Below are 12,171 nucleotides of genomic sequence, written 5' to 3' on the forward strand. Positions count from 1 at the left end.
AAGAACGCAAAATGAATGCGCGCGTGGCACTGCAGCTTTCCGGCGTCGAGCGACACTATGGCGAGGGCGACACCTTTCTGCCGATCCTCAAGGGTGTGGACCTGACCCTGCGGAGCGGCGAGACCGTTGCGCTGATTGCGCCGTCGGGCACCGGAAAGTCGACCCTGCTTCATGTCGCCGGGCTGCTAGAACATCCCGATGCCGGCGAGGTGACCGTCAACGGCATTTCGTGCAACGGTCTCAGCGACGACCGGCGCACGGGGATCCGTCGCAACGAGATCGGCTTCGTCTATCAGTTTCATCATCTGCTGCCGGAATTCTCCGCGCTCGAGAACATCATGATGCCGCAACTGATCGCCGGCTTGTCGAAGGCGGAAGCCGCCGAGAGGGCGAGTGCGCTCCTCGATTACATGCGCATTGGCCACCGCGCCGCGCACCGCCCGGCCGAGCTTTCCGGTGGCGAGCAGCAGCGCGTGGCAATCGCCCGCGCGGTGGCCAACGCGCCGCTCATCCTGCTGGCCGACGAGCCCACCGGCAATCTCGATCCGGAGACGGCAGGCTATGTCTTCGAGGCGATGGAAGCCCTTGCGCGCCAGTCCGGACTGGCGGCGATGATCGCCACCCACAATCACGAACTAGCCGGCCTCATGGATCGTTGCGTGACGATCGAGGACGGCAAGGTCGTTGAACTGAGATAGCCCGAACGGAGCCTCACGGCACGATCAGCCCGCCGCGGTAATCGAGCTCATAGGCCTCTTCGCCATCGACGAAAATGGTCTCGCGTCCGGAAAAGTGGGCGGTCGCCCCACGGCTGCTGTCGATATAGCACCCATAGGCGTGCTGATATTCCATGCCGCCGAGGAAGTGACGCTTCTCGCGATACATCGCCTGCAGCGCGGCCTTGATGACCGCACCTGCCCTTCGCGCATCGATAAGTTCCGGGCGAACGATCCGGCCAAAATAGTTCATTGCCCAGCACGGCTGGTCGTCATGCCAGACCGCTTCCTGTCCGGCGAAGTCGGTGCCGCCGAAATAGCTGTCGAGATAGCGCCAGGCGCCGCGCCGATGGCCGATATCGTGGGAACCGGCCCGGCAGGCCGGCAGGCTTGCACCGTCGCCGACGTAAGTTTTCGCTTTCGCTTCGACGATAAAGCCTGTGAGTTCCTCGATGTTGATCATGGGCGTTCCCTCGCTCTCCGGCGAAAGGTGCCTGAAAAGGGCGCTCATGTAAAGAACAAATAGTGAACAAATCACCTCGCGTCGCAGGCCCTTTGACCGATCTCGTCGCTCCAGTCCTTGAGCGGGATGGTGGCGCCCTTCGCCCTGATCGGCTTCGCATTGGCCGTGCCCTTGCCGCTCAGGACGTTGAAGTCGCACTGCGTCGTGTTGTCCAGGTCAAGCGTATCGTAGGACGAGTAGGTATAGCCGGCGACGACGAATTCCGAACCGCGATAGGCGACCGTCAGCTTCTGCTCCCAGCGGTCGCGGCCGATTGCGTCGTTGTGCGAAGCGATCTCGATCGAGCCGTTCGGAAGCGCGCTGACCGATGGCGCCTGACCGTAGAGACCGAAGTGGCCCCAGACCTTGTCGGGGATCAGCGACTTCAGCAGTAGCCTGCCGACGTCATTGGTGAGATAGACATAAACGCCGTTGTCCTCGTCGCTGCCTTCTGGAGGAGCGACGAGCAGGACCAGATCGCTTACGCCGTTCTTGTCCCAATCCCCCGTCGCGGCGGACACGATTCGGGCTGGACCGATCGCGTCCTCGGCGAAGGCGAGAGGCGGCGGTAACAACAGACAAGCTGCAAGCAGTACTGATCGCATGTGCGTTCCTTGAAGAGGCGGACGGGGTGCGCGCCACGTACCTTGAGACACCGCGATAATAGGTGATTCGGTAGATCCTCGCTTAATCGAGGGGGCAGAACTGATCGCCCCGGTTGTGTTAACCATAGCCGGTGAATAACGGGCGTTTCATGCGCGCTTGCTTGACTATTGAACAAAAATAGAACAAAAAAAGAACAATAGCCGAAAGGAGCCATGTTATGACTGATTTCGTCCGTGATCTCGCTGCCTTCGCCTCCATGACCCTGTTCATCGCAAGCATAGCGGTGATCGCGCTCGGTATGTGATCGCCGTCCTGCTTGAGGGCTGTCCTCCAATGCCGTGCCGGGTAAAATGGTGCCGGTTCGCGCGGTAAGGCTGGACAGCCGGGGCGGGAAACGGGATATCCTCCGCACCGGACAGGAATCGGAGTGCGGCAATGGCAGGCGACGACAGCATCGGGCAGGGCGCGGTGGGCGTGGATCCGCAATTCGTTCACCTGCGCGTGCACTCGGCATTCTCGCTGCTGGAAGGCGCGCTGCCGCTGAAGAAGATCATCGGCAAGGCGGTTGCCGATGATCAGCCGGCAATCGGCATTGCCGATACCAACAACCTTTTCGCGGCGCTCGAGTTTTCCCAGAAGGCAGCCGACGACGGATTGCAGCCGATCATCGGCTGCCAACTGTCCATCGACATGGAGGACGAAGCGGAGGGCGAGCGGCGCGGCCATGCGCAGCAGTTCGCCAAGCTGCCCTCGATCGTCCTGATCGCCGCGACCGACGAAGGTTATGTCCGCCTCGTCGACCTGGTCAGTCGCGCCTATCTCGAAGGCGAAGGTCACCAGGCGGCGCGCATAACGCGGTCCTGGCTTGCGGCCGGCGGCACCGATGGATTGATTGCGCTCACCGGCGCCGGCAGTGGCCCGGTCGACTTGGCGCTGAAAACAGGCTTGCCGGCGCTCGCGGAGGCGCGCCTCAAGGCTTTGAGAGAGCTGTTCGGCGATCGGCTTTACGTCGAATTGCAGCGCCACGGCAGCTACGACCGACGCCATGAGAATCGCCTGATCGAAATCGCTTATCGCCACGACCTTCCGCTCGTCGCGACGAACGAGGCCTTCTTCCCGTCGCCGGCCGATTACGACGCGCATGACGCATTGATGGCCGTCGCCCACAATGCCGTCGTCTCCGACGATCGCCGCTTCCGGCTGACGTCGGACCACTATCTCAAGAGCCGCAAGGAAATGGCAGCACTTTTCGCCGATGTGCCGGAAGCGCTGGAAAGCACTGTCGAGATCGCGCGCCGCTGCTCCTTCATGCTGAAGACCCGCGGGCCGATCCTGCCGCGCTTCACCGGTGCCTCGGACGATCCGGAGGAGGCCGAGCGCGCCGAGTCCGCCGAGCTTCGTCGCCAGGCGGAGGAGGGGCTGGAGGAGCGGTTGTCCAGGCTTGGCATGGCGCCAGGCTACAAGGAGGAGGACTATCGCGAGCGCCTGGCCTTCGAGCTTGGCGTCATCGAGCGGATGAAGTTTCCAGGTTACTTCCTGATCGTTGCCGACTTCATCAAATGGGCGAAGCAGCATGACATCCCCGTGGGCCCGGGCCGCGGCTCGGGCGCCGGATCGCTGGTTGCCTATGCGCTGACGATCACCGACGTCGATCCGATGCGCTTCTCGCTGCTCTTCGAGCGCTTCCTCAATCCCGAGCGCGTGTCGATGCCGGACTTCGACATCGACTTCTGCCAGGACCGCCGCGAAGAGGTCATCCGCTACGTGCAGCAGAAATACGGCCGCGAGCAGGTGGCGCAGATCATCACCTTCGGGTCGCTGCAGGCGCGCGCGGCGCTGCGCGATGTCGGCCGCGTGCTCGAAATGCCTTACGGCCAGGTCGACAAGATCTGCAAGCTGGTGCCGAACAATCCGGCGAACCCGACTCCGCTGTCCAAGGCAATAGAGGAGGAGCCGCGTCTCAAGGAGGAGGCTGAAAAGGAACCGGTCGTCGGCCGGCTTCTCGACATCGCGCAGAAGATCGAGGGTCTCTACCGCCACGCCTCGACGCATGCGGCGGGCATCGTCATCGGCGACCGGCCGCTGTCGCAACTGGTGCCGATGTACCGCGATCCGCGCTCCGACATGCCGGTCACCCAGTTCAACATGAAATGGGTCGAGCAGGCCGGCCTCGTCAAGTTCGACTTCCTTGGCCTGAAGACGCTGACGGTGCTGAAGACGGCGGTCGACTTCGTCGCCAAGCGCGGCATTCAGGTCGATCTGGCGAGCATTCCGCTCGACGATCCGAAGACCTACGAGATGCTGTCCCGCGGCGAGACGGTCGGGGTGTTCCAGGTGGAAAGCGCCGGCATGCGCAAGGCGCTGATCGGCATGCGGCCCGACTGCATCGAAGACATCATCGCGCTGGTGGCGCTCTACCGGCCGGGTCCGATGGAAAACATCCCGGTCTACAACGCCCGCAAGCACGGCGAAGAAGAGATCGAATCGATCCATCCGAAGATCGACTACCTGCTCAAGGAAACACAAGGCGTTATCGTCTATCAGGAGCAGGTGATGCAGATCGCCCAGGTGCTGTCGGGCTATTCGCTTGGCGAGGCCGACCTCTTGCGCCGCGCCATGGGCAAGAAGATCAAGGAGGAGATGGACAAGCAGCGGGCCCGCTTCGTCGACGGTGCTGTCAAGAATAGCGTCTCCAAGCCGCAGGCCGACCTGATCTTCGATCTGCTCGCCAAATTCGCCAACTACGGCTTCAACAAGTCGCATGCGGCCGCCTACGCGATCGTCTCCTACCAGACCGCCTACATGAAGGCTCACTATCCGGTCGAGTTCCTGGCCGCGTCGATGACGCTCGACATGTCGAACACCGAGAAGATCAACGACTTCCGCCAGGACGCGATGCGTCTCGGCATCCAGGTGATCGCCCCCTCGGTGCAAACCTCGTACCGGAATTTCGAGACCGGCGACAACCGGATCTACTACTCGCTCGCGGCCATCAAGGGCGTCGGCGAGTCCGCAGTCGACCACATCGTCGCCGTACGCGACGGCCGTCCCTTCGCGAGCATCGAGGACTTCTGCCTCAGGATCGACCCGAAGCTATTGAACCGACGCGTCTTCGAAAGCCTGATTGCCGCCGGTGCTTTCGATTGCTTCGGCTGCGACCGGGCCGAATTGATCGGCGGCCTCGACCGGATTCTCGGCTTTGCGCAACGCGCCCAGGAAAACAAGCTGAGCGGCCAGAGCGATATGTTCGGCGCCGGCGCGGCGACCGGACCGGAGAAGATCGCGCTGCCGACCTATACGCCTTGGCTGGCCTCGGAGAAGCTGCACCGGGAGTTCCAGGTGCTCGGCTTCTACCTCTCCGCCCATCCGCTCGACACCTACAACAAGCTGTTGGCGAAGATGCGCGTCCAGACGTTCTCGGACTTTTCGGCCGCCGTGAAGCAAGGGGCGACCGCGGGCCGGCTTGCCGGAACCGTGACGTCGAAACAGGAGCGCAAGACGCGCACCGGCAACAAGATGGGCATCGTCGCTTTCTCCGACGCGTCCGGCCAGTTCGAGGCGGTGCTGTTCTCGGAGATGCTGAACCAGTACCGCGACCTGCTCGAGGCCGGCAAGTCACTGGTGATGACCGTGGATGCCGAGGAGCGGCCGGAAGGGATCGGCCTGCGTATCAGGACGCTGCGGTCGCTCGAAGAGGAATCGCTGCAGATGCAGAAGGCGCTGCGCGTCTATGTGCGGGATTCCGGCCCCTTGCGCTCGATCGCCTCGCACCTCAACGCCAAGGGCGATGGCCTCGTCTCCTTCATCGTCATCAAGGACAATGGCCAGCGGGAGATAGAGGTCGAGCTCAGCGAGAAATATCGGATCTCGCCCGAGATTGCCGCTGCCCTTCGTTCGGCCCCGGGTGTCGTGGACGTCGAGTTGGTCTAGGCGAGTGCCGCGAGCGGCGACCGTCAGCGGCGGCTTACCGAGCGCGCGTGATGGTGACGAAGTCGGTCCCTTCGCCGGTCTCCAGTCCCGAGTCGGCATCGGAGATGGAAAGCGATGACCCATCGGCGAGGAGGCCCGCAATGAGCCGGCGGACATCTTCGGGCACCGTGATACGGTTCAATGTCCGCTGAAGGGCGTTGAACTCCATGGGATCGGTGTCGTTCGTGATGCCGAGCCGATTCTTCGTTGCCTTCGACAGCGCGTTATCCAGGGACATGCCGAACCATTTGCCTTGGCCGCTTGCCATGTCGGTATCCTGGAACTGGAGAAAATGCGTGCCGAGCGCCAGTTCGGCTTCCTCTATCGTGACATCCGCTTCGAAGAGAGGCTGAAAATCCCGGCGGACGCGAAGAACCCCGTTTGACGGCATGTCCCGACCGGCTTTGCGATAAACTGCCTCGACCAGTTCAGGGGTCGCTCTGCCGTCCACCGGCATCCCCTCTGCCGTTTGGAAAGCGCGGATCGCGGCAAGGGTCATGGGCCCACCTTGGCCGTCCGGGGCGCCGGCATCGTAGCCGAGTGTCGCCAGCAGCATCTGGAGATCGCGCATCGTCTCCCGTGTGCCGCGCCGGGTGATCAGGATGCGAATCGGCGCCCGATCGTCATCAAGCAGAGCCGGCGAGGCGCGTCTGTCCGTCATGGCCACCTCGACGGATCCCCCGTCGAAATGGCTGAGAGCAGGACGAAGCGGTACGTCCGACAGGGGCGGCTCCGGTGGTCGCGCCTGGTTCGGTTGAAACAGAGTGGTGCTCACGATTTCGACGGGCCTTACCTGCCGGTCCGAGATCACCACATGCATGCCGCGCTCGGTCATCTTGAAGAGGCCCGCGGCGAACTTGCCGGGAAGACGCACGCAGCCGTGCGAGGCCGGATAATCCGGGACATGGTTCGAGCCATGCAAGGCGATGCCGGACCAGGTGAGCCGCTGCATGAACGGCATCGGCGCATTCGAATAGATATTGGATCTGTGATGACGGCGCTTCTCGATGATCGAAAAAATGCCCGTTGGCGTCGTGTGGCCCCGCTTGCCGGTGGAGACGTTGGATGTGGCGACTATGGTGTCGCCGTCATAGACGACGAGTGATTGCTGCTGTCTCGATACGACGATCTGCAGGGGTGCCTTGGCGCCGGCCGCAAAGGCGGATGGCGCCGACACGATGAGGACGGCCAGCCCGATGCTGAGAGTGAAACGCAATACAAACCCTCATTCCGACCTGAAGCGCAAGGTCGCAGCGCTTCGATCCGGCGCATCGTGCGCGTCGAGGTTGCTGCTGAACCGGCACGCCGCCATCGATCAAGGGTAGCCTTCAATATTTAACGAATTGGCCCACGGGAGCCGATGCCGCTTGTGGGCGGAACAGGGTCACGAACTATTGGTCGCGGCGGCGCTGGCCGAAGGTGTAGCCGGTTTCGACGCTGGTCTTGCCGAATTTGTCGCGCAGCTTGTTGATCGCCTCCTCGGCGGCGGCCCGCCTGGTGGCCTGAGGATCGACGAGATCCGGCGGATCGGCAAGACCGGGCCGGGCGAGATCGCTGACGCCGATGCCGATCAGCCGGTATTTCGTGCCGTCGACTTCCTTGTCGAGCAGTTGAAGGCCGATGCGAAAGATCCGGTCGGCAAGGCGGGTCGGACTTTCGAGCCGGCGATTACGGGTGCGGAGCTTGAAGTCCGCGGTCTTGAGCTTCAAGACCACGGTCTGGCCGGCAAGGTCGGACTTGCGCAACCGCAGCGCGACCTGCTCGCTCAAGTGCCTGAGATGCGGCACGAGCTCGTCCGGGCGGGACAGGTCGTCGTTGAAAGTCGTCTCCGAGGAGACGCTCTTCGCCTCACCGTCGGTCTCGACGGTGCGCTCGTCCTGGCCGCGCGACAGGCGAAACAGCCTTTGACCCATCGAGCCATAGCGGCGCATGAGATCGGCTTCGTCCATCGTCTGCAATTGGCCGATGGTGCGGATTCCGTCGCGCTCCAGCGTCGCGGCAAAGGCCTTGCCGACGCCCCAGATCAGCGTGACCGGGCGCTCCTTCAGGAAATCGACCGCCTCGGCCTGGCCGATGACGGAGAACCCGCGCGGCTTCTGCAGGTCGGACGCGACCTTGGCAAGGAACTTGCAATAGGAAAGCCCGACGGAGACGGTGATGCCGACCTCCTGCTCGATCCGCCTCGCAAAGCGCGCCAGCGTGCGGGCGGGGGGATCCTGATGCAGCCGCTCGGTGCCGTTCAGGTCCAGGAAGGCCTCGTCGATCGAGAGCGGCTGCACGAGCGGCGTCAGTTCGAGCATCATCGCCCTGACCTCGCGCCCGACGCGCACGTATTTCTCCATGTTCGGCCTGATCACCACCGCCTGCGGGCAGGCTTCCAGCGCCTTGAACATCGGCATGGCCGAGCGGACGCCGTGAATGCGGGCGATATAACAGGCGGTCGAGACGACGCCGCGCTTGCCGCCGCCGATGATCACTGGCTTGTCGGCAAGTTCCGGATTGTCGCGCTTCTCGATCGATGCATAGAAGGCGTCGCAATCGATATGTGCCAAGGTCAGCCGATAGAGCTCGGAGTGGCTGAGAAGCCGCGGGCTGCCGCAGGCCACGCACCGTCGCGCCGGCGCGGCCAGTTCCTTGAGGCAGTCTCGGCAGAAGCCGGAAAACGGTGCAGCGCTGGTCATGGAAGAACAAATGTTGAACGCGGTGACTTTACGCTCTACCCTAGTGAGTCTCAAGGCGGCGGTTGGGAGGCCGTAGTGGATATCGCCCTGCAATTTGCGCCGGTGACAAGCGATCTCTGGCCGGATTTCGAGATGCTCTTTGGGCCGAAGGGCGCCTATTGCGGCTGTTGGTGCACCGCCCTGCGTCTACCCTATAAAATTCGCGGCAACATGTCGGCCGAGGAGCGCAGGGCGTCCATTCGGGCGCGCATCGAAGCCGGCCCGCCGCCGGGCATTCTCGGCTATTGCGAGGGAAGGCCGGCCGCCTGGGTCCAGGTCGGGCCTCGTTACGATGTGCCGCAATTCAATTCGCCGCGCACGTGTTCGCGGCCCCTGGAAGATCGCGAGGCGGAGGACGCGAACGTCTGGGCGGTGAGCTGCTTCTTCCTTTCATCGCCCCTGCGCGGCAAGGGACTGAGCCACCAAATGCTCGCCGCGGCGATTGACCATGCGCGGGCGGGCGACGCGCACTACCTCGATGCCTGTCCGATCGACCACACCAAGCAGCCGAAATCGGTCGCGCTCTATATTGGATCGACGTCGATTTTCGATGCCGCCGGCTTTGAGATGGTTGCCCGCCGTAAGGATGGAAGACCGCTGATGCGACTGGACCTGAGGCAATGACGATGCGTCTCAAAATTCTGCCGGCCTGTGGAGCGCCGCCCCAGCTTGCTTCAGCCGCCCGTCGTCGCGTCCCAGTGGGCGCGGATCAGGTCTGCCGCTACGCCCCAATCCGCGGCGACGTGGATGCCGGCAGCCGGCGTCGGGGCGAGGGCGCGAAACTCCACGTTCGCCATCAGATTGATCAGGAAGGAGGAGGGCGCGTGCTCCTGCACGGAATGGAGGTTGCGCAGGATATCGTCGATGAAGACGAGCGGAAGGTGGCGCTCCCCGTGCAGGTCCTTAACGAGCGGTCCCTTCGGTTCCTCGGAGGCAAGCAGTGGATAGGGAAGGCCGAGGGCGCTGAGCAAGGCCGTGCGCAGCGGCGCATGACGCGGCGGCATCGCCGTCAGGAAAACGATGTCGGCCTCATCCGAAAGCGCCGTGAGCGTCTCGACGGCCAGCGCAGCCGGCGTCTGCCATTGATCCTGCACGGTGAAGAAGGCTTCGAGCAGCGCTTCCGCCGTCGCTTCGCTGACCGGATCGCCGCTCCGCCGGTCGATGATGTTGCCGGCAAGGCGAAAGGAGCGCGGGAGCAAGACGTGCTCGCGGGCTTCCAGGAATGCCATGAACGGAGAGAGGAATTCGAGCACGACCTCGTCGACGTCGGTGACGATCAGCGGGCGCGGCTTAAGAGGCACGTCGCCAGGGGCGGCGAAGACAGGCATGGTCAGTCCTCGAAGTTCGCAGGACCGGAAAATGCCTGGTGCGCCCCGACGACGTCCTCCGGCGCGGTCTGCGTCGCTGTGCAGAAGGCGATCAAAGTCGGCTCGTGGTCCATCAGAAATGCGACGAGCCCGCCCATGAAGCCCGGCTCCCCGATAGCCGTGCGCAGCGAAGTCGGGTCGGTGCCGGTGAGTGCCAGGAAACGGGATAGGAGTTCCGGCTCGCCCGCGAGCCAGCCGAGGATCGCGATCGCCGTTTCGTCAGCGCTCTTCATGCTCTTGAATCTCTTCTCATATGGCCGCTGGAGTTACCTCTTTTTCAACCAAATATCGCTAATCTTGCGACCGAGGAAATGGGTCGAGTCACCGTTTGTGAAGCTTATATCTCTCCAGGGGACTTGCAAGGCGGCGACAGACAGCAAGGGATCGACATGCCCAAACAGGTGATGATTGTTGAGGATAACGAGCTGAACATGAAGCTCTTCCGCGACCTGATTGAGGCTTCCGGTTATGCGACGATCCAGACGCGCAACGGCATGGAAGCGCTCGAACTGGCGCGCAAGCACAGGCCCGACCTTATTCTCATGGACATCCAGTTGCCGGAGGTGTCCGGCCTTGAAGTGACGAAATGGCTCAAGGAAGACGACGAACTGCACGTCATTCCGGTCATCGCCGTAACCGCCTTCGCCATGAAGGGCGACGAGGAACGCATTCGCCAGGGCGGTTGCGAAGCCTATGTTTCCAAACCGATTTCCGTTCCAAAATTCATTGAAACGATCAAGACCTACCTAGGTGATGCCTGATTGCCGGGAAAGATGATATGACTGCGCGCATCCTCGTTGTCGATGACGTACCAGCCAATGTGAAGCTTCTGGAGGCGCGGCTGGTCGCCGAGTATTTCGATGTCCTGACGGCCGGCGACGGACGCTCGGCATTGGCGGTCTGCGAGAACACGCCGGTCGATCTTGTCCTCCTCGACATCATGATGCCCGACATGGATGGCTTCGAGGTCTGCGAGAGATTGAAGTCGAACAGCCGCACCGCCCATATCCCGGTGGTTATGGTGACGGCGCTCGACCAGCCATCCGATCGCGTGCGCGGCCTGAAGGCCGGTGCAGACGATTTCCTCACCAAGCCGGTCAACGATCTCCAATTGATGTCGCGGGTAAAGAGCCTTGTGCGGCTGAAGAATGTGAGCGACGAATTGCGCCTCAGGGCACAGACGGCTCAGACAATCGGTCTGCAGGAGCTTGCCCGCGCGGACCGGCCCGACGAACCCGGCAATGTCCTCCTCGTCGACGGCCGGGCCTCGTCGCAGGAGCGGCTCCAGCGCGCACTGAAGCCGATCGCCGACGTCTCGGTTATCTCCGATCCCCAGGCCGCCCTGTTCGAGGCGGCCGAGAACATGTTCGATCTGGTGATCGTCAACGCGAATTTCGACGACTACGATCCGCTTCGCCTCTGCTCGCAACTCCGCTCGCTCGAGAGGACGCGCTTCATCCCGATCCTGCTCGTCACCGAGCAGGGCAGCGAAGAGATGATCGTTCGTGCGCTTGAGCTGGGCGTGACGGACTACATCATGCGCCCGGTCGATCCCAACGAACTGGTGGCGCGCTCTCTGACGCAGATCCGTCGCAAGCACTGCAATGACCGGCTGCGCGCCAGCGTCCAGCACACGATCGAATTGGCGATCACCGACGACCTGACCGGCCTTCACAATCGCCGCTACCTCGACAGCCACCTGAAGCTCCTGATCGATCGAGCGAGCGCGCGCGGCCGGCCGCTTTCGATCTGCATCACCGATATCGATCGCTTCAAGCTGGTGAACGACACCTATGGGCACGATGCAGGTGACGAGGTTCTGCGCGAATTTGCCAATCGCGTCCGCGCCACCGTGCGCGGCGCCGATCTCGCCTGCCGATTCGGCGGCGAGGAGTTCGTGATCGTCATGCCGGACACGACGCCCGAAATGGCGACGATCGTTGCCGAACGACTACGATTGATGGTTGAGGGACGCGCGTTCGGGATATCGCAGGGAGAAACGGTCCTCAGCGTCACGGCATCGCTCGGAATCGCGACCTTGCGGCCGCAGGACGATACGGCCGAGGCCCTGCTGAAGCGCGCCGACAGCGCCCTGTACCAGGCAAAGAACAACGGGCGCAACCGGGTGGTCGCGGCGGCTGCGTAAGTCGAATTGGCAAGCAACGCTTGCGGGCGGTCTCGCACCTCGCCATTCGGCGTAGACGAGACCGGAACATACGCCCGAACGCACTTGCCAACTTACTTATAAGTTGTATCTTTTGCCGCATCGCTGATGCTGGGGCAAGCATTTC

The 12,171-nt window shown here is 62.8% G+C and carries 11 protein-coding genes; 5 read left to right on the forward strand and 6 right to left on the reverse strand.

All coding sequences use genetic code 11. From position 1 onward, the window contains the following. Window positions 1–11 precede the first annotated feature (11 nt). Window positions 12–698, forward strand: coding sequence for an ABC transporter ATP-binding protein (locus tag RHIBR816_RS0125355; protein WP_018239409.1), 687 nt, complete (start codon window positions 12–14; stop codon window positions 696–698). Window positions 699–711: 13 nt separating this feature from the next. Here the strand turns inward: RHIBR816_RS0125355 and RHIBR816_RS0125360 are convergent, their stop codons facing one another. Both RHIBR816_RS0125360 and RHIBR816_RS0125365 read right to left on the reverse strand, forming a co-directional pair. Beyond that, window positions 712–1,179, reverse strand: a complete 468-nt coding sequence (locus RHIBR816_RS0125360; RefSeq protein ID WP_026187413.1) for a DUF5680 domain-containing protein — start codon at window positions 1,177–1,179, stop codon at window positions 712–714. A gap of 71 nt (window positions 1,180–1,250) precedes the next feature. Continuing rightward, entirely contained in the window at window positions 1,251–1,823 is a 573-nt protein-coding gene (locus RHIBR816_RS0125365) for a hypothetical protein (RefSeq protein WP_026187414.1), read from the reverse strand. 436 nt (window positions 1,824–2,259) lie between these two features. Between RHIBR816_RS0125365 and dnaE the strand changes: the two genes are divergently transcribed. After that, the gene (gene dnaE, locus RHIBR816_RS0125375) at window positions 2,260–5,754 is read left to right on the forward strand and encodes a DNA polymerase III subunit alpha (RefSeq protein ID WP_018239412.1); all 3,495 of its coding nucleotides are present in this window, start codon (window positions 2,260–2,262) and stop codon (window positions 5,752–5,754) included. A gap of 34 nt (window positions 5,755–5,788) precedes the next feature. Here dnaE and RHIBR816_RS0125380 read toward each other — a convergent pair whose 3' ends face one another. Both RHIBR816_RS0125380 and RHIBR816_RS0125385 read right to left on the reverse strand, forming a co-directional pair. Beyond that, a complete protein-coding gene (locus tag RHIBR816_RS0125380; protein ID WP_018239413.1) occupies window positions 5,789–7,009 on the reverse strand; it encodes a L,D-transpeptidase family protein in 1,221 nt (406 codons plus the stop codon). Window positions 7,010–7,184: 175 nt separating this feature from the next. Further along, window positions 7,185–8,474, reverse strand: coding sequence for a DNA polymerase IV (locus RHIBR816_RS0125385; RefSeq protein ID WP_026187415.1), 1,290 nt, complete (start codon window positions 8,472–8,474; stop codon window positions 7,185–7,187). Window positions 8,475–8,549: 75 nt separating this feature from the next. Between RHIBR816_RS0125385 and RHIBR816_RS0125390 the strand changes: the two genes are divergently transcribed. Next, window positions 8,550–9,137 (forward strand): GNAT family N-acetyltransferase, encoded by a 588-nt coding sequence (locus RHIBR816_RS0125390; RefSeq protein ID WP_018239415.1) that lies wholly within the window; start codon window positions 8,550–8,552, stop codon window positions 9,135–9,137. A gap of 50 nt (window positions 9,138–9,187) precedes the next feature. Here RHIBR816_RS0125390 and RHIBR816_RS0125395 read toward each other — a convergent pair whose 3' ends face one another. Together RHIBR816_RS0125395 and RHIBR816_RS0125400 are read right to left on the reverse strand one after the other, a co-directional pair. Further along, window positions 9,188–9,841 (reverse strand): hypothetical protein, encoded by a 654-nt coding sequence (locus RHIBR816_RS0125395; protein WP_018239416.1) that lies wholly within the window; start codon window positions 9,839–9,841, stop codon window positions 9,188–9,190. Between the two features lie 2 nt (window positions 9,842–9,843). Then, window positions 9,844–10,113, reverse strand: coding sequence for a DUF3572 domain-containing protein (locus RHIBR816_RS0125400; RefSeq protein WP_018239417.1), 270 nt, complete (start codon window positions 10,111–10,113; stop codon window positions 9,844–9,846). Between the two features lie 156 nt (window positions 10,114–10,269). Here RHIBR816_RS0125400 and RHIBR816_RS0125405 point away from each other — a divergent pair, with 156 nt between their 5' ends. Further along, on the forward strand, window positions 10,270–10,641 hold the full coding sequence (locus RHIBR816_RS0125405) for a response regulator (protein WP_003537642.1): 372 nt from the start codon (window positions 10,270–10,272) through the stop codon (window positions 10,639–10,641). 17 nt (window positions 10,642–10,658) lie between these two features. After that, window positions 10,659–12,026 carry a PleD family two-component system response regulator gene (locus tag RHIBR816_RS0125410; RefSeq protein ID WP_018239418.1) on the forward strand — a complete coding sequence of 456 codons (1,368 nt, stop codon included), beginning with the start codon at window positions 10,659–10,661 and terminating at the stop codon, window positions 12,024–12,026. Window positions 12,027–12,171: the final 145 nt, after the last annotated feature.

The organism is Ensifer sp. BR816 (genome assembly GCF_000378985.1).
Classification (GTDB): Bacteria; Pseudomonadota; Alphaproteobacteria; order Rhizobiales; family Rhizobiaceae; genus Sinorhizobium.